Origin of the sequence: uncultured Adlercreutzia sp. (assembly GCF_958431955.1) — a bacterium.
In the GTDB taxonomy this organism is placed as follows: Bacteria; Actinomycetota; Coriobacteriia; order Coriobacteriales; family Eggerthellaceae; genus Adlercreutzia.
In genome coordinates this window covers 67,388-83,674 of the sequence record NZ_CAUASN010000007.1, presented here as the reverse complement: position 1 = coordinate 83,674, position 16,287 = coordinate 67,388, and the positions used below count along the sequence as shown (strand labels likewise).

Annotated in this window: 16 protein-coding genes; 4 read left to right on the top strand and 12 right to left on the bottom strand. The window is 66.3% G+C overall.

Annotated elements, in window-relative coordinates:
• Nucleotides 1-175 precede the first annotated feature (175 nt).
• The 9 genes from rplW to Q5064_RS03825 form a co-directional block, all read right to left on the bottom strand.
• The gene (rplW, locus tag Q5064_RS03865; protein ID WP_016309234.1) at nucleotides 176-463 is read right to left on the bottom strand and encodes a 50S ribosomal protein L23; all 288 of its coding nucleotides are present in this window, start codon (nucleotides 461-463) and stop codon (nucleotides 176-178) included.
• On the bottom strand, nucleotides 463-1,089 hold the full coding sequence (gene rplD, locus Q5064_RS03860) for a 50S ribosomal protein L4 (RefSeq protein WP_302962420.1): 627 nt from the start codon (nucleotides 1,087-1,089) through the stop codon (nucleotides 463-465). Before rplD ends, rplW begins: the two co-directional genes overlap by 1 nt.
• Nucleotides 1,090-1,122: 33 nt before the next feature.
• A complete protein-coding gene (rplC, locus tag Q5064_RS03855) occupies nucleotides 1,123-1,743 on the bottom strand; it encodes a 50S ribosomal protein L3 (protein WP_302962419.1) in 621 nt (206 codons plus the stop codon).
• Between the two features lie 13 nt (nucleotides 1,744-1,756).
• The gene (rpsJ, locus tag Q5064_RS03850; RefSeq protein ID WP_016309237.1) at nucleotides 1,757-2,065 is read right to left on the bottom strand and encodes a 30S ribosomal protein S10; all 309 of its coding nucleotides are present in this window, start codon (nucleotides 2,063-2,065) and stop codon (nucleotides 1,757-1,759) included.
• A gap of 41 nt (nucleotides 2,066-2,106) precedes the next feature.
• Entirely contained in the window at nucleotides 2,107-4,224 is a 2,118-nt protein-coding gene (gene fusA, locus Q5064_RS03845; RefSeq protein ID WP_302962413.1) for an elongation factor G, read from the bottom strand.
• A 15-nt stretch (nucleotides 4,225-4,239) separates the two neighbouring features.
• Nucleotides 4,240-4,710 carry a 30S ribosomal protein S7 gene (gene rpsG / locus Q5064_RS03840; protein ID WP_016309239.1) on the bottom strand — a complete coding sequence of 157 codons (471 nt, stop codon included), beginning with the start codon at nucleotides 4,708-4,710 and terminating at the stop codon, nucleotides 4,240-4,242.
• A gap of 83 nt (nucleotides 4,711-4,793) precedes the next feature.
• Nucleotides 4,794-5,165 carry a 30S ribosomal protein S12 gene (gene rpsL / locus Q5064_RS03835; protein WP_016309240.1) on the bottom strand — a complete coding sequence of 124 codons (372 nt, stop codon included), beginning with the start codon at nucleotides 5,163-5,165 and terminating at the stop codon, nucleotides 4,794-4,796.
• Nucleotides 5,166-5,455: 290 nt separating this feature from the next.
• Nucleotides 5,456-6,673 (bottom strand): M20/M25/M40 family metallo-hydrolase, encoded by a 1,218-nt coding sequence (locus tag Q5064_RS03830; RefSeq protein WP_302962410.1) that lies wholly within the window; start codon nucleotides 6,671-6,673, stop codon nucleotides 5,456-5,458.
• Nucleotides 6,674-6,680: 7 nt separating this feature from the next.
• Nucleotides 6,681-7,649 (bottom strand): manganese-dependent inorganic pyrophosphatase, encoded by a 969-nt coding sequence (locus tag Q5064_RS03825; protein ID WP_302962409.1) that lies wholly within the window; start codon nucleotides 7,647-7,649, stop codon nucleotides 6,681-6,683.
• A 202-nt stretch (nucleotides 7,650-7,851) separates the two neighbouring features.
• Between Q5064_RS03825 and sdaAA the strand changes: the two genes are divergently transcribed.
• Nucleotides 7,852-9,462, top strand: coding sequence for an L-serine ammonia-lyase, iron-sulfur-dependent, subunit alpha (gene sdaAA / locus Q5064_RS03820; protein WP_302962407.1), 1,611 nt, complete (start codon nucleotides 7,852-7,854; stop codon nucleotides 9,460-9,462).
• A gap of 33 nt (nucleotides 9,463-9,495) precedes the next feature.
• Here sdaAA and Q5064_RS03815 read toward each other — a convergent pair whose 3' ends face one another.
• Together Q5064_RS03815 and Q5064_RS03810 are read right to left on the bottom strand one after the other, a co-directional pair.
• Nucleotides 9,496-11,916, bottom strand: coding sequence for an ATP-dependent helicase (locus Q5064_RS03815; protein WP_302962406.1), 2,421 nt, complete (start codon nucleotides 11,914-11,916; stop codon nucleotides 9,496-9,498).
• Between the two features lie 214 nt (nucleotides 11,917-12,130).
• Nucleotides 12,131-13,123 carry an ABC transporter substrate-binding protein gene (locus Q5064_RS03810; protein ID WP_302962404.1) on the bottom strand — a complete coding sequence of 331 codons (993 nt, stop codon included), beginning with the start codon at nucleotides 13,121-13,123 and terminating at the stop codon, nucleotides 12,131-12,133.
• Between the two features lie 366 nt (nucleotides 13,124-13,489).
• Here Q5064_RS03810 and Q5064_RS03805 point away from each other — a divergent pair, with 366 nt between their 5' ends.
• Complete coding sequence (locus Q5064_RS03805) at nucleotides 13,490-13,897, top strand: hypothetical protein (protein WP_302962403.1); 408 nt, start codon at nucleotides 13,490-13,492, stop codon at nucleotides 13,895-13,897.
• Between the two features lie 79 nt (nucleotides 13,898-13,976).
• Here the strand turns inward: Q5064_RS03805 and Q5064_RS03800 are convergent, their stop codons facing one another.
• Nucleotides 13,977-14,336 carry a YccF domain-containing protein gene (locus tag Q5064_RS03800; protein WP_302962402.1) on the bottom strand — a complete coding sequence of 120 codons (360 nt, stop codon included), beginning with the start codon at nucleotides 14,334-14,336 and terminating at the stop codon, nucleotides 13,977-13,979.
• Nucleotides 14,337-14,509: 173 nt separating this feature from the next.
• On the opposite strand from Q5064_RS03800, the gene Q5064_RS03795 reads away from it, so the two are divergent.
• Nucleotides 14,510-15,331: a TatD family hydrolase gene (locus tag Q5064_RS03795; protein WP_302962401.1), complete on the top strand. Its 822-nt coding sequence runs from the start codon at nucleotides 14,510-14,512 to the stop codon at nucleotides 15,329-15,331.
• A gap of 7 nt (nucleotides 15,332-15,338) precedes the next feature.
• Entirely contained in the window at nucleotides 15,339-16,094 is a 756-nt protein-coding gene (locus Q5064_RS03790; RefSeq protein WP_302962400.1) for a TlyA family RNA methyltransferase, read from the top strand.
• The last annotated feature ends 193 nt before the right edge of the window (nucleotides 16,095-16,287 follow it).

Here is a 16,287-nt window from a genome sequence, read left to right as displayed (position 1 = left end):
GTGGGAGACGGAAGGATGGAAGAGGGGGAGGGGGCAAAAAAGAAGCCCCCGTCTCGGATGAGACGGGGGCTTCGGCAAGTTTTCCTCGGCTTCAAGCGCTCCCGGAAGGTTCCGGAAGGGCGCCTAGGCTTGGAACACCTCGATATTCTTCCTACGATATAAGCGGTGGCCTATATTACGCGCTGAACACCTCGATGGTCTCGCCCTCGGCCAGGGTGACCATGGCCTTCTTCCAGGTGCGGGTGCGACCCTCCTGGTAGCGGACGCGCTTCGGCTTCGACTTCACGTTCAGCGTGTTCACCTTGACCACCTTCACCTTGAAGATAGCCTCGATGGCCTGGCGGATCTCAACCTTATTGGCATCCTTGGCCACCTCGAAGGTGTACACGTTGTTCTCCATGGCGTCGTAGCTGGCCTCGGTGATGACCGGGCGGATGATGACGTCGCGGGGATCCTTCTCCATTATGCAAGCACCTCCTCGATGCGGGCCAGGCACGGCTCGGCGATGACGAGCACCTTGTTGTCAATGAGCTCGTAGGTGTTGATATCGCCCACCGGCAGAATGTTCACCTCGGGGATGTTGCGGAACGACAGGAACGCCTCGATGTCCTCGTTGCCGATGACCACGGTGATGCGCTTGCCTTCCAGACCCAGGGCCTTGATGAGGGCCACGGCGTCCTTGGTGCGGGGCTTCTCGAAGTCGAGGTCCTTCACCACCACCAGCTCGCCGTCGGCCAGCTTGGCGGACAGGGCCGAGCGCATGGCCAGCTTGATCTCCTTCTTGTTGACCTTCTGGTCGTAGGAGCGGGTGTGCGGGCCGAACACGGTGCCGCCGCCGGTCCACTGGGGAGCGCGGATGGTACCCTGGCGGGCACGGCCGGTGCCCTTCTGACGCCACGGCTTCTTGCCGCCGCCGCGGACCATGCCGCGGGTGCGCGTGTTGGCGGTGCCCTGACGCCACGATGCCTGCTGCGCCTTCACGGTGCGGTGCATGACAGGCACGTTCGGCTCGATACCGAACACGGCGTCGTTCACATCGACCGTGCCGGCGGCAGCGCCCTTCACGTCCTTAATCTCAATAGTTGCCATAATTTCTGTAACTCCTTGTTACCGATCGATACCTTAAGCCATGCGAACGCGCACGATGCCGTTCTTACCGCCCGGCACGGCACCCTTCACGAGGATCAGGTTCTGCTCCTCGTCGATGCGAACAACCTCGAGGTTCTTCACGGTCACGGTGTCGCAGCCCATGTGGCCCGGCAGGCGCAGGCCCTTGAACACGCGGGAAGGCGTGGCGCACTGGCCGACGGAACCCGGAGCGCGGTGGAAGTGCGCACCATGGCCGCCCGGGCCGCCGCGGAAGCCGTAGCGCTTCATAACGCCGGCGAAGCCCTTGCCCTTGGACGTACCGGTGACGTCCACCTTCTTCACGTCGGCGAAGGCCGCGACGGTCTGCTCGTCGCCCACCTTGTACTCGCCGGCGTTCTCCACGCGCACCTCGCGCAGGTAGCGCTTCGGCTCGGTGCCCTGCTTGTCGAAGTGACCCTGCATGGGCTTGTTCACGCGACGGGGCTTGATGTAGCCGAAGCCCATCTGCACAGCCTCGTAGCCGTCGGTGTCGACGGTCTTCACCTGGCACACCGTGTTCGGCTCGGCCTGGATGACGGTCACGGGGACGATGCGGTCCTCCTCGTCGAAGATCTGGGTCATGCCGATCTTCTTGCCGTAGATAGCGTTAATCATGTCCCAAACCTCCTTACAGCTTGATCTCGATGTCAACGCCAGCGGGGAGATCGAGACGCATCAGGGAATCGACCGTGTTGGGGGTCGGCTCCAGGATGTCGATCAGGCGCTTGTGGGTGCGCATCTCGAACTGCTCGCGGGAGTCCTTGTTCACATGGGGCCCGCGGATGACGCAGTACAGGTTGCGCTCGGTGGGCAGCGGAATAGGACCGGAAACTTTGGCACCCGTCTTCTGAGCGGTGTCGACGATGAGACGCGTGGACTGGTCCACGATCTCATGATCGTACCCCTTCAGGCGGATGCGAATCTTCTGACTTGCCACTTACATTACCTCCAAATAGAAGTTTCTCACGGACGCCTGGCTTAGGCGTTGCCGCCGGCCTTGCTGACGATCTCGTCGGCAACGCTCTTGGGAACCGGCTCGTAGGAATCGAACTGCATGGTGTACACCGCGCGGCCCTGGGTGCCGCTGCGCAGGTCGGTCGCGTAACCGAACATCTGGGACAGCGGGACCTTGGCCTCGATGACGACGGCGCTGCCACGCTGCTCCTGGCCCTGGATGAGGCCGCGGCGGGACGGGATGTCGCCCATGACGAAGCCGGTGTACTCCTCGGGGGTCTCCACCTCGACGGCCATGACGGGCTCGAGGATGACCGGGTCGGACTTGCGCAGGGCGTCCTTGATGGCCATGGAGCCGGCCACCTTGAAGGCAGCCTCGGAGGAGTCGACGTCGTGGTAGGAACCGTCGATGAGCTCCACCTTCACGTCCTCGACCGGGTAGCCGGCCAGAACGCCGGAGTTCAGCGCCTCCTGGATGCCCTTGTCGATGGAGGGAATGTACTCCTTGGGCACCACGCCGCCGACGATCTTGTTGACGAACTCGTAGCCCTTGCCCGGCTCCTGCGGGTACATGTTGATGACCGCATGGCCGTACTGGCCGCGACCACCGGACTGGCGCACGAACTTGCCCTCGGCGTTCATCACCTCGTGGCCCGGACGCTCGCGGTAGGCAACCTGGGGCTTGCCCACGTTGGCCTCGACCTTGAACTCGCGCAGCAGGCGGTCGACGATGATCTCGAGGTGCAGCTCGCCCATGCCGGCGATGATGGTCTGGCCGGTCTCGTGGTTGGTGGACACGCGGAAGGTCGGGTCCTCCTCGGCCAGCTTCTGCAGGGCGATGGCCATCTTGTCCTGCTCGGCCTTCGTCTTGGGCTCCACGGCGATGTCGATAACCGGATCGGCGAACTCCATGGACTCCAGGATGATGGGAGCGTTCTCGGCGCACAGGGTGTCGCCGGTGGAGGTGTCCTTCAGGCCCACGACGGCGACGATGTCACCGGCGGACACGGCGTCGATGTCGACGCGCTGGTTGGAGTGCATCTGCAGAAGACGGCCGATGCGCTCCTTCTTGTCCTTCGTGGCGTTAAGCACGTAGCTGCCGGCATCGAGCGCACCGGAGTACACGCGCAGGTAGGTGAGCTTGCCCACGTAGGGGTCGGTCATGATCTTGAAGGCCAGAGAGGAGAACGGGGCCTTCGGATCGGCCGGACGGTCCTCTTCCTCGCCGGTCTCGGGGTTGGTGCCCTTGATCGGGGGGATGTCCACCGGGGACGGCATGTAGTCGACCACGGCGTCCAGCAGCTCCTGCACGCCCTTGTTCTTGTAGGCGGAGCCCACGAACACGGGGTTGATCTGGCAGGCGATGACGCCCTTGCGGATGGCGGCCTTCAGCTCCTCGACCGTCACCTCTTCCTCCATGAGCACCTTCTCCATGAGCTCGTCGTCGCAGTCGGCGGCGGCCTCCAAAAGCTCCTGGCGGTACAGCTCGGCATCCTCGACGAACTCGGCCGGGATGGCATCCATCGGCTCGGGGTAGGTCATGCCCTTGTCGTCGGCCTTGAAGTCCCAGGCGGTCATGGTCACGAGGTCCACGATGCCCCAGAAGTTGTCCTCGGCGCCCATGGGGATCTGGGCGGCCACGGCCTTCGCGTCCAGGCGGTCGCGCATGGTCTGGATGGCGTGGAAGAAGTCAGCGCCCACGCGGTCGTACTTGTTGATGAAGGCGATGCGGGGCACGCCGTAACGCTCGGCCTGACGCCACACCGTCTCGGACTGGGGCTGCACGCCGGCCACGGCGTCGAACACGGCTACCGTGCCGTCGAGCACGCGCAGGGAGCGCTCCACCTCGGCTGTGAAGTCCACGTGACCGGGGGTGTCGATGATCTGGAAGCGGTACTCCTTGCCGTCGGCAGCGCCGCCGGGGTACTTCCAAAAGCAGGTGGTGGCGGCGGCGGTGATGGTCACGCCGCGCTCCTGCTCCTGGACCATCCAGTCCATGGTGGCAGCGCCGTCGTGCACCTCGCCGATTTTATGAGTCTTGCCCGTGTAGTAGAGGATGCGCTCGGTCGTGGTGGTCTTGCCTGCATCGATGTGGGCCATGATGCCGATGTTGCGCGTATCCTTCAGATCCATTTTAGCCATATATCACACCAGCCTTTAGAAGCGGTAGTGCGAGAACGCACGGTTCGCTTCGGCCATCTTGTACATGTCCTCGCGCTTCTTCACGGCGGCGCCGGTGTTCTCGGAGGCGTCGATGATCTCGTTGGCGAGACGCTGGATCATGGTGTGCTCCTTGCGCTTGCGCGAGAAGTCGACGATCCAACGGATAGCGAGGGTGGTGGCGCGACGGGAGTTGACCTCCATCGGCACCTGGTAAGTGGCGCCGCCCACGCGCTTCGGCTTGCACTCGAGGGTGGGGCGCACGTTGTCCATGGCCTTCTTGAACACGGCCAGCGGATCCTCGCCGGTCTTCTCGGCGACCAGATCGAAGGCGCCGTAGACGATGTTCTCGGCGATGGACTTCTTGCCGTCAAGCAGGACCTTGTTGATCAGCTGCGTGACGAGACGGTTGTTGAACTTTGCGTCCGGCTGCGTTTCGCGGCGGACTGCTGCTGCACGACGCGGCATGTAAATCTCCTTTTGCATCTGCGCGCTTCGGGGCTGTGCGTGTGCCCATTAGGTCCCGCAGGACCCGCGCGTCTTAACGAACGTTATTTGGGGCGCTTGGCGCCGTAGCGGCTGCGAGCCTGCTTGCGGTTGTCCACGGCGGCGCAGTCGAGCGCGGCGCGGATGACCTTGTAGCGAACACCGGGGAGGTCCTTAACACGACCGCCGCGGATGAGCACCATGGAGTGCTCCTGGAGGTTGTGACCCTCGCCGGGGATGTAGGCCGTGACCTCCATACCGTTGACGAGGCGCACACGGCAGACCTTGCGAAGAGCGGAGTTCGGCTTCTTGGGGGTCGTGGTGTACACACGGGTGCACACGCCGCGCTTCTGCGGGTTGCCCTTGAGAGCCGGGGTCTTCGACTTGTCGACCGACTTCTTGCGGCCCTTGCGGACCAGCTGGTTGATTGTAGGCAAGACTCTTTTCCTTTCCTTTATCCACGGGCTTGCACTGCACAAAACAAGCGCCTCCAAGAGGCGCGAGGGAGCATATTACGAGGGTTCCCGCCGTGTGTCAAACGCCACGCACCCGGGCGTATCCATACCCGTCGGCCAGCGGCACAATTCGTTCACATTTGGCCGGGGAAGAGGGGGAAGCCGTACAAAAGCGCCGTTTTTGGCTTGGATACCACAAGCGATCTACCAGGTATTATAGGGTATATTGCCTGATCAGAGCTCTAGTCAAAATCGGGGCTTATGTATGGATCTCAGGCGTACTCGACGATGAGGGCCTCCACGTAGCGGGCCATGGAGCGCAGATCGGCCACCTCGATGTACTCGTCGATGGAATGGAAGTTAGTCATGCCGATGCCGAGGGTAATGGCGTCGGCGCCCTTGGCGGCGAGCACGTTGGCATCGGCCCCGCCGCCCGAGATGGCATGGCGCGGGGTGAGGCCCGCAGCCCGGGCGGCCGCCTCCAGGTGCGCGACGATGGCGTCGTCGGGCTCGTGGACCACAGCAGGATAGTCGAGTTCCCAAGCCACCTCTGCCGTGCCGCCCAACTGCACGGCGGCCTGCTGGAGCGCCGCGGTCATGGCGTCGCGCTGGGCGAGCACGCGGTCCTCGAAAAGCGAGCGGCACTCCCCTTCCAGCTCGCAGGCGGCCGGCACGATGTTCACGGCCACGCCGCCCTCGATGCGGCCCACGTTGGCCGTAGTGCACTCGTCGATGCGCCCGAGCGGCATGGCGGCCACGGCCGCGGCCGCGATTTGAATGGCCGACACCCCGGCCTCGGGCTCCACGCCGGCATGGGCGGCGCGACCCTTAATGCGAGCCCGCAGCGTCCAATGGTAGGGCGCCCCCACGATGATGGTACCCGGCGTCCCGTCGGCGTCGAGCACGAACAGGGGCACCGCGCCCGCTTCGCCCGCGGCGGCGAGCAGCGGCTCGGCCGATGTGCCGCGCGAGGCCGCTGGCAGATCGGCCGGCCACGCCAGGGCATCGGGGGCGAGCGCCGAGGAGCCGAGCAGGCTCTGCTCCTCACAGGTGGTGAAAAGCACCGTGATGTCGGGGCGCGGGACATTAGACTCCACGGCCGAGCGCACGCCCTCGAAGATGGCCGCGATGCCCGCCTTGTCGTCGGCCGACAGGATGGTGTCCCCCGCCGAGCACACCACCTCGGCCATGCGGCAGGTCACATCGTCGCAGATATGGCGCCGCTCGATCACGGCCTCGATGCCCGCACAGGGCTTCACCGTGTCCAAATGGGCCGAGAACGCCACGCGCCCCGGCACCGTGCCTGGCAAGTGCGCGATAAGGTTGCCCGTATCCGATCCCGTCTCGGCCGCCGAGGCGTCGAAAGAGACGGAGAAGCCCAGCTCGGCCAGCTTCTCCGCGCAATAGGCCGCCATGGGCGCCTCGTGCCACGACGGGCTCTCGATGGCCACCATCTCCAAAAACGATTCGAGCACGCGATCGGGGTTCATAGGGTTCCTAGCTCGCGAGGATGGGCGCTGCCACCTGCTTCTTGCGGGACAGCACGCCGGGCATCCAGTTGCCGCCCTCGGCGCACTCGATGCCGAAGACGCGGTTCACGCGGGAGGCGTCGCCCTCCACGATGAACTGGCTTCCCTCGGCCAGGATGTCGGTTACCAGCAGCAGGGCGAACTCGTAGCCGTTGTCCTCCACGAGCTTCTTCATGTGCTCGCGAATCTCGGCCTCACGGCCCATGACACAGGGCAGATCCACCGTCTCGCGCTGGGCGATGAGCACCGTGACGTCGTCGTTCACCTTGAACTCCTTGGAGTCGGCCTCCACGAGCTTGTTGATGGGCATCTTGTCCTCGCCGCCGCGGGTGCGGAAGATCTCCATGCCGAACTCAACGGCGTCCAACCCCAGCTTGTCGGCAAGGAACTCCACCTGGTCGATGTCGACCTGGGTGCAGGTGGGCGACTTCATGATCACCGTGTCGGTGAGGATGGCCGACAACAGCATGCGGGCGATGCCGTCAGGCAGCTCGATGCCGGTCTGGCGGAACTGCAGGGTGACGATGGTGGCGGTGGACCCGATGGGCAGGTTCAGGAAGAGGATGGGGTTGGCCGTGGTCACATCGGCGATGCGGTGGTGGTCGATGATCTCCACCACTTCCGCGTTCTCGATGCCGGGAGCCGCCTGGGCCACCTCGTTGTGATCCACCAGGATGACCTTCTGGGGCACGGTCTCGCCCTCGTGCTCGACGGGGTTCACGTTGTCGATGAGCACCGGGTCGGGAATGTTGTTGCACTCGAGGAGCCACGCGCTCTCCACGGGCAGAGGCCCCAGGCGGGCGGGCACGTACTCCACGGCCTCGGCCTCGCCGTCGCGGGCGGCCAGGGCGTTCTTCAGGTGCGCGTACCCCACAGCGGCGGAAATGGAGTCGTTGTCGGGATTGCGATGGCCCACGACGAGGATCTTGGCGGTCATTGGTGCCCCTTTCTTGTTCAGTACCTTTTTACGGTTTTGAAGCAGTATACCCCTCCCGCGCCCGAAAGACGATGGGCTATGATAGCGTTCCTCGATGAACGCAGAAGCTCGGGCGGCCGCAGGGGTGCGCCGCGCAGAATCCGGGCGGCCGAGCACACGCGGGCGACCTGGTGCCCCCCAAGTCGCCGCGAAAGGAGAAGGTATGAAAACCTACGGTCTGAGGGACATTATCGGCCCCATCATGGTGGGCCCGTCCAGCTCGCACACAGCCGGCGCGCTCCGCATCGCGTCCACGGCGCGCAAGCTGTTCGGCGAGCAGCCCGATCACGTCACCCTCACCCTGTACGGCTCCTTCGCGGCCACGGGCAGCGGGCATGGCACCGACAAGGCGCTCGTGGCAGGCATCCTGGGCCTTGAGACCGACGATCCGGCCGTAGCGAACTCCTTCGCCCTGGCTAAGGAGGCCGGCGTGGAAGTGGACATCGTATGGGACACCTCCACCGACGTGGAGCATCCCAACACGGTGGACATCCGCTGCGAGAGCGCCGAGGGACGCGCGCTGGAGATGCGCGGTGTGTCCATCGGCGGCGGGGCGGCGGTCATCCGCCGCATCAACGGCATCGACGTGGATATCACCGGCGAGCACACCAACGTCGTGGTGCACCAGCACGACGTGCGCGGGGTGCTGGCCCACATCGCCAGCGTGCTGGCCGCCAACGACATCAACATCGCGAACGCGAACCTGCACCGCACCGCCAAGCGCGGGGACGCCTACACCGTCATGGAGACCGACAGCGACGTGAGCGCCACGGTGCGCGACGAGCTTTTGGACCATCCCGCCGTCATCAATGCCCGCGTCGTGCACGCCTCCGCCGCCGGCGACGGCGAGGAGGCGCCCGTGCCCGACGACGCGGAAGCGGTCTTCACGCGCTGGGACTACCACAGTGGCGAGGAGCTTCTGGCCCTCTGCGAGCGCGAGGGCGTGACCATTGCCCAGGCCTTCCGCGCCCGGGAAGAGGCGTTGTGCGCCAAGCAGGGCGTGGTACCGGGCATCGACGCCTATCTGGACCGTGTGCTCGAGGTGATGGGCCAGGCGGCCACCGAGCCTCTGGGCAACCCGCGGCCCTCGGTGGGCGGCCTCATCGGCGGCGAGGCGGCGAAGCTGCGCGCGAGCCTGGAAGGTGCGAGCGATCGCCAGCGCCTCGTAGACCCGCTCGCAGCCCGTGCGGCCCAGTACGCGCTCGCCACCCTGGAGACGAACGGGCGCATGGGCGTCATCGTGGCCACCCCCACGGCCGGCTCGGCCGGCGTGCTGCCCGGCGTGCTTCTGGCCCTGCGCGACGAGCGCGGCTTCACCCACGACGAGCTGCGCGAGGGCATTCTCACCGCAGCCGGCCTCGGCTACCTCATCGCCCGCAATGCCAGCGTATCCGGTGCCGAGGGCGGCTGCCAGGCCGAGGTGGGAAGCGCCGCGGCCATGGCGGCAGCGGCGGCCGTGGCCCTGGCGGGCGGCGCACCCGATCGGTGCCTGGCAGCCGGCGCGAACGTGATGATGTCGCTGCTGGGACTCGTATGCGACCCGGTGGGGGGCCTCGTGGAGGTGCCCTGCCAGAAGCGCAACGCCACAGCGGCCTCGGTGGCCCTCGTGAGCGCCCAGATCGCGTTGGCCGGCGTGGAGAACCTCATCAGCTTCGACGAGGCCGTGGCCGTCATGGACGAGGTGGGCCGCGGCCTGCCCCCCGAGCTGCGCGAGACCGCCCTCGGCGGCATCGCCAAGGCCCCCTCCGCCTGCCGCTACTGCGCGGGGTGCTAGATCACCGAGCGAGCAGGGCCCTGTCGCCGCGCCCTAGCCGATCTTCACGATGGGGGCGTAGTCTTTCAGCAGCTTCTTGGTCTGGCCGGTCTTGGCGAACTTGATGTGCAGGGTGTCGCCGTCTATCTTCACCACGGTGCCGCGGCCGAAGGTCTTGTGGTCCACCGTGTCTCCTGCGGCGAAGGTGGCCCGGGCAGCCGCCTTCTTGCCGGCGTTCGGGTTCACGCCCGCGCCGACGCGGCCCGCACCCACGCCGATGCCACTGCGCGACCGCGCGCCCGTGCTGGCGGCCGCACGTCCGCTGCCCGTGGCCGCGCGGTACTCGGCAAAGGAACGGCCCTGGGAGCCCGACGCGCTCGAGCGGCCGAACACGCGGCCCTCCCCCGCCTCGGTGCCCGAGCCGGCGATGCCCCGGCGGCTTCCCCGCTTCTCCCAGCCCGTGCCGGAAAAGCCGGCCGAGCCCAAACCGGTCGTCTGGCGCAGCTCGCTCGGGATCTCGCCGATGAAGCGCGAGACGGGGTTCGCGTGGGTCTGGCCGAAGATCTGGCGCTGCTGGGCGCAGGTGAGGTAGAGCTTCTGACGGGCGCGGGTGATGGCCACGTAGGCCAGCCGGCGCTCCTCCTCCACCGCAGCGGCATCCATAGTTGAGTTCGAGTGCGGGAACAGGGTCTCCTCCATGCCGGCCACCCACACGCAGTCGAACTCCAGGCCCTTGGAGGAATGCACGGTCATGAGCGTGACGGCCTGGCCGTCCTCGGTCACCGTGTCCAGGTCGGTGCGCAGGCGCACCCATTCGATGAAGTCGGCCAGCGAGTCGCCGCGCAGCACGCGCACCGGCTCGGCCGCGGGGTCGCCTTCGGCCGTGGGGGCGGCGAAGTCGGCGTCTTCCACGTCGTGGGTCTCCATGAACTCGTCCACAACGCCCAGAAACTCCTGGATGTTCTCCACGCGCCCGCGGGCCTCGTCGGTGCCCTCGTTCTGCAGCGCCTCGATAAGCCCCGCGTCGTCGATGATGCGCTCGATGACCTTGCGCAGGTCACCCTCGTAGCTGGCGCCGTTCTTCAGCACCTGCACGAACTCGCCCACCGCGCGTCGCGTGGCCGGGCGGATGTCCTCGTCCACGATGGCCAGCTCGGCGGCCGTGAGGAAGGGCATGTTCAGCTCGCGGCCGAACTGGTCGATGCGCTCGATGGTGGCCTTGCCGATGCCGCGCTTCGGCACGTTGATGACGCGCTTGGCGGCGATGTCGTCGGCCGGGTTCACCACCAGCGTGAGGTAGGCCATCACGTCGCGGATCTCGGCGCGGTCGAAGAAGCGCGTGCCGCCGACGATGCGGTAGGGAACGCCGGCGCGCAGCAGCATGTCTTCCAGCATGCGCGACTGGGCGTTGGTGCGGTAGAACACGGCCATGTTGTTGTAGGAGACGCCCTCGCCACGGCGCTTCTCTATCTCACCGGCGATCCAGCGGCCCTCGTCGCGCTCGTCGCTGGCCAGGTACACCGAGATCTTGTCGCCGTCGCCGGCTGCGGTGAACAGGCGCTTCTCCTTGCGCTGGCGGTTGTTGGCGATGACGGCGTTGGCCGCGGCCAGAATGTTGCCCACGCTGCGGTAGTTCTGCTCCAGCTTCACCACCCGCGCCTCGGGGTAATCGCTCTCGAATTCCAGGATGTTGCGCAGATCGGCACCGCGCCACGAGTAGATGGACTGGTCGTCGTCGCCCACCACCATGATGTTGCGGTGGCCCGCCGCCAGAAGCTGGGTGATGGCGTACTGGGCGCGGTTGGTGTCCTGGTACTCGTCCACCATGATGTAGCGGAAGCGGCCCTGGTAGGCGCGGCGCACGTCCTCGTGCTGCTTGAGCAGCAGGTAGGCGTACAGCAAAAGGTCGTCGAAGTCGAAGGCGTTGGCGGCGCGCAGGCGCTCCTGCAGCCGCGTGTACACCCGCGCGGCCTGGCGCCCCACCGGGTCGGTGGCGGCGCTCTCGAAGTCGGCGGGCACCTGAAGGTCGTTTTTCGCCTGGGAGATGCGGTTCATCAGCTGGTTCACGGGGAAGCGCTTCGGATCGATGTCCAGCTCGGCCATGATGTCCTTGTACAGGCGCTTCATATCGTCGGTATCGTAGATGGTGAAGTTCTTCGTGAAGCCGAGCCGCTCGGCGTCGGCCCGCAGGATGCGCACGCACATGGAGTGGAAGGTGGACACCCACATGCCGCGGGCGCGGCCGCCCACGAGCTGGCCCAAACGCTCGCGCATCTCGGCGGCGGCCTTGTTGGTGAAGGTGATGGCCAAAATCTCCCAGGGAGCGGCCAAGTCCCGGTCGAGGATGTTCGCGATGCGGTAGGTGAGCACGCGGGTCTTGCCGGAGCCGGCGCCGGCCAGTACCAGCAGCGGGCCTTCGGTGGTGACGACCGCCTCGCGCTGGGGGCCGTTCAGGGTATCGATATCGATGGGCACGGTTGCATCCTTCGCCGTTGGGTGGAACGTTCGCGGAGTTCGCTGCCCGCGCGATGCCGAGGCGGGAACCCCGGCGGCGAGCATGAAAAGAGCCGCCCGAGAGCGGCTCCCCTATTCTATCCTGTGTGCGGCCTTCTGGCCCCAAAGGCCACGAAGGCTTCACCACCTGTTCGATAAACGAGCGACCGGCAACGCAAGCGCGGCGGCTAGGAATCTAGGCGCCGGTGGAGTCCTGCACGGCCTCGGGGGCGTTGCCCGTGCCCTTTTCGCGGGATGCAGCGGCCTCGTTGGCAACACCGGCGTCGCCGAACCAGGAATCGTACAGGGCGTCGTAAGAGCCGTCGGCGCGCAGGTCGGCCAGGGCCCCGTTCACCGCCGTGAGCAGCGCCTCGTTGCCAGCGGCCACCGCGAAGGCGTAGTCCTTGTCGGAGGCGACCGTCTCCACCGCCTGCAGGTGCGGCTCCTTCACCTGCACGTAGCGGCGGAAGCGCGGCTCGTCCACGATGGCGGCCTGGGCGCGCTCGGAGTTCAACTCCATAAGGGCGTCGATGCCGTCCTCGAAGGCAACCACCTCGGCCTCGGGCAGGTTCTCGGCCACCCAGGAGGCGATGGCCTCATCGTCCTGCACGGCCACCAGCGTGCCCGCGCCCTGGATGCTGGTCAAGTCGTCATGGCCGGTGTCCATCTTCGTGACCACGGCATAGTCGGCATGCAGGTAGGGGTCGGACAGCGCCACGCCCTCGAGCGCGGCATCGGAGGGAATGGACGACGCGCCCAGGTCGGCCTCGCCCGCGGCCACCTTCGCGGCGACGTCCTCGGGGCGGCCGGGAGTGATGTTCTGGTCGGCGTCCTTGTGGTTCACGGCCTTGGCGAACTGCACGTCCAGCCCGGCGCGCTCGCCCACCAGCCGGAGCAGCTCCACGGTGAAGCCGATCTGGCTCGTGCTGGTGGCCTGCTCGTAGGGCTCGCTGTTGAGCGCCGAGGCCACCGTAAGCACGCCAGGCTCGGCCGTGGTCGCACCCTCGGCCGCCTCCTCGCCGCCGGTTTGCGCCGAGGAAGCCTCGTCGGACGAGCAGCCGGTGAGGGCGGACAGGCAGGCGGCCACGGCGACGGTGACGGCCAGCGCGAGCACAGCAGTGCCCGCAGCGCGGAGGGCCGCGCCGAGCGGCACGCTGCGGCTGCAGGCGGAGAGGGGCAGGTCGGTCATGGGGTTCCTCGCTTTCGGGATGGAGCTTCTTGCGGAGCGCCGCGCGACGGGAAGTGGCCAAGACGCAATGCTCGGCCACCCTCTCGCGCGAGCGCGTGGCTTGTCGCTTCCTACCATAGCTGCCCCGAGGACGGGCGCATCATCCCCGAGCGGCCGGCGGCATCATCCCCCGAGGGCGAATTTCAACAAAAGCGAAGCAGTTTCCCCAACAATTCCCCACTGCTCGCCCGCGCAAGGCCCCTTCGCGGCCCCGCGCTCTACCATGGAAGCGAAAGGAACCGGCACGGACGAGCGGGAAGGCGCCCGGAGCCGACGTCGCGCACCAGCGCGCTTCCGCCCCATGCCATCGTCGAGAGAGGACCCCTTATGAGTGACCACAAAGCCCGGGAAATAGAGCACGACACGGCCCCCGAGCACCCCGAGGGCCGCAAGGAAACCTTCGCCGAACGCGACCCGCTGGCCGCCGAGGAGCCGACCGTGCTGGAGTCATCGGCCGACGATCCCGAATTCCCCGCCATGCAGGAGTTCGAGGTAGACGAGGGCGGCCCCAAGGCGAACACGCGCAAGCATCCCGGGCTCATCTGGGCGGTCATCGCCATCGTGGCGGTCATCGTGCTCTGCATCGCCTTCGCCGCCGCCGGCGACTGGATGAACCCCACCCAGGCCGAGAAGGTGCAGCAGACCGAGTTCGAGGAGCAGACCGTCCCCGAGGACCTCGGGTCGAACGAGAGCCCCGACGCCGCCCAGGCCGACTGGCATACCGTCATATCCTAGGGCCACATTCCAGCCGCATACCCGCCGAACGGGGCTCAGCGAGCCTCCGGCCGCCATCCCCCGGCACCTTCCGCGAAGGCTACACCACCTGCGCGCCGAAGGGCAAAAGCGACAGCTTCGCCATCTTGAGGCACTGCAGCCCAATGGGAATGCCGATGACGGTGATGCAATAAACCACGCCGAGCACCGCGTAGGAAATGGCCATGGGCAGCCCAGCCAAGATGAGCCAGAAGATGTTGGCGATGAGCGACGGCGCGCCGCCCCCGTAGACAATCGTCTTCCCGAAGGGCGCCAGCGTAAGCGACGCCATCTTAAAGCACTGCCGACCAAGCGGAATGCCGATGATGGTAATGGAGAAGATAATCCCCGCAAGGCACCAGGCAATAGCCGTGATCAGGCCACCGAATATGATCCAGATTATGTTCGCGATAGTAGACACGGCGTCCCCCTTTCGTGGGCTCCCATCGTCCAACACAGCAGGCGAGTACAAAGGCGATCTCGAACCCGCAACAAAATCTCACGGCTTGTCAGTATATCGCACACGCTGGTCGCAAAAAAAACGGAGCAGCCCCAACCCTCTCGGAAACGCTCCGCTGTGCTATGCTCTTCACCATGGAACAGCTTTACGACATGCACTGTCATTTGGGATTTACACCCGCGCCTGCGACCTCAGCGGCTGCGGCGGCGCAAGCGGGTATCGGCGCGCTCTCATGCACGGTGGAGCCGGCGGAATACGAGCGGCTGCGCTCCGCCCTAATAGAGGCGCCGAACGTCGCTGTGGCTCTGGGCGCCCACCCCTGGTGGATCGCCGACGGGCGCGTGGGCGACGCCGAGCTGGAACGTTTCTGCGCGCTGGCCCCGGCGACGCGCTTCATCGGGGAGATCGGGCTGGACTTCGCCGCGCCGCGCGATGACGACGAGAGCCAGCGCCTGCAGATTGCGGCGCTGAACCGCATCCTTGATGCCTGCGATGCCGCCCCTGCCGCTGCCGAGACCGCCGGCAAGCTCGTTTCGATACATGCCGTGCATACCGCCGACGTCGTGCTCGATCTGCTCGAGGAGCACAGCACGACCGACCGGCACAAGGTGGTGTTCCACTGGTTCTCGGGCACGTCCGACGACCTGGCCCGCGCTGTGAGAGCTGGCTGCTACTTCTCGATTGGCCCCCGCATGCTGGCATCGCGGCGGGGGCGCGAGTACGCGCGCCAGATCCCCCTCGACCGCCTGCTGCTGGAAACCGATATGCCCTCCCACGAGGGAGAGACACTTCCCGCTAACATCTGGCTCGCCGAACTGGGCAACGCGCTTGCCGGCATCGCGCAGTTGAAGAACATCGACCGCAACCTTCTCGCCGAGCGCCTGACCGCGACGAGCTCCGCCCTTCTCGGGACCGAGAGGGCGGCGCTGCCCCGTTCCAGCGACCTCGGGGTATAATGGCCCCATGAGCAACAAGCCGAAGAAACAACGCCTGGACGACCTGCTCGTCGAGCGGGGCGACTTCCCCGACCGCGATGCGGTGCTGCGCGCCGTCATGGCCCGCGAGGTGCGGGTGGACGACGTGTACGCCACAAGCGCGGCCCAACTCGTGCGGTCCGACGCGGACATCTTCCTGAGGGGACGCAAGCAGTTCGTCTCGCGCGGCGGCAAGAAGCTGCAGGGCGCGCTCGACGCCTTCGAACAGGATGTCACCGGCATGAACTGCCTGGACATCGGCTCGTCCACCGGCGGCTTCACCGACTGCCTCTTGCAGGCAGGGGCCGCCCGCGTCGCGGCGCTCGACGTGAACTACGGGCAGCTGGCCTGGAAGATCCGCCAGGACGCGCGCGTAGCCGTTTTCGAACGCACGAACATCAAGGATGCCGAACCTGCCGAGCTGGGCGCACCCTTCGACCTCATCGTCATCGACGTGTCGTTCATCGGCCTGGCTGCGCTCGCCCCCCTCTTTCCCCGCTTCAGCCGGCCTGGCACCGTGTTCATCGGCCTGGTGAAGCCGCAGTTCGAATCGGCCCACGACGAAACCGACCGCGGCGTGGTGCGCGATGCGGCCGTGCGGCTGCGCACTGTGGAAGAGGTGAAGGCGGCGCTCGCCGCGGAGGGCTTCGCCGTAACGGGTGCGGTGGAGTCGCCTATTACCGGCCCTGAAGGCAACGTGGAATATCTCGTGCGCGCCGTGTATCGCGACGACTCAAGGAGTTGACGGCCAACTCGGTCGATGAACCTCTCGTTTTCTGCCTGAGATCGCGAGTTATGAGCGTCCGCGCATGTCCCCTGTCGGCCTTTCGAAAAGCTTCGTTAGCAAAACCCCAGGTCAGGCATTTTAGACCAAACGGATATCATTTCGTGCCCCGGCATCGGACGCTTATAGCTCGCGATCTGCTGCAATTTCAGGG

Excerpts from the sequence above, each read along its gene's own strand:
- fusA (WP_302962413.1), bottom strand. The coding sequence starts at position 4,224 with ATGGCTAAAATGGATCTGAAGGATACGCGCAACATCGGCATCATGGCC.
- rplC (WP_302962419.1), bottom strand. The coding sequence starts at position 1,743 with ATGATTAACGCTATCTACGGCAAGAAGATCGGCATGACCCAGATCTTC.
- rpsG (WP_016309239.1), bottom strand. The coding sequence starts at position 4,710 with ATGCCGCGTCGTGCAGCAGCAGTCCGCCGCGAAACGCAGCCGGACGCA.
- rplW (WP_016309234.1), bottom strand. The coding sequence starts at position 463 with ATGGAGAAGGATCCCCGCGACGTCATCATCCGCCCGGTCATCACCGAG.
- Q5064_RS03825 (WP_302962409.1), bottom strand. The coding sequence starts at position 7,649 with ATGACCGCCAAGATCCTCGTCGTGGGCCATCGCAATCCCGACAACGAC.
- sdaAA (WP_302962407.1), top strand. The coding sequence starts at position 7,852 with ATGAAAACCTACGGTCTGAGGGACATTATCGGCCCCATCATGGTGGGC.
- Q5064_RS03795 (WP_302962401.1), top strand. The coding sequence starts at position 14,510 with ATGGAACAGCTTTACGACATGCACTGTCATTTGGGATTTACACCCGCG.
- Q5064_RS03790 (WP_302962400.1), top strand. The coding sequence starts at position 15,339 with ATGAGCAACAAGCCGAAGAAACAACGCCTGGACGACCTGCTCGTCGAG.
- Q5064_RS03805 (WP_302962403.1), top strand. The coding sequence starts at position 13,490 with ATGAGTGACCACAAAGCCCGGGAAATAGAGCACGACACGGCCCCCGAG.
- rplD (WP_302962420.1), bottom strand. The coding sequence starts at position 1,089 with ATGGCAACTATTGAGATTAAGGACGTGAAGGGCGCTGCCGCCGGCACG.
- Q5064_RS03810 (WP_302962404.1), bottom strand. The coding sequence starts at position 13,123 with ATGACCGACCTGCCCCTCTCCGCCTGCAGCCGCAGCGTGCCGCTCGGC.
- Q5064_RS03830 (WP_302962410.1), bottom strand. The coding sequence starts at position 6,673 with ATGAACCCCGATCGCGTGCTCGAATCGTTTTTGGAGATGGTGGCCATC.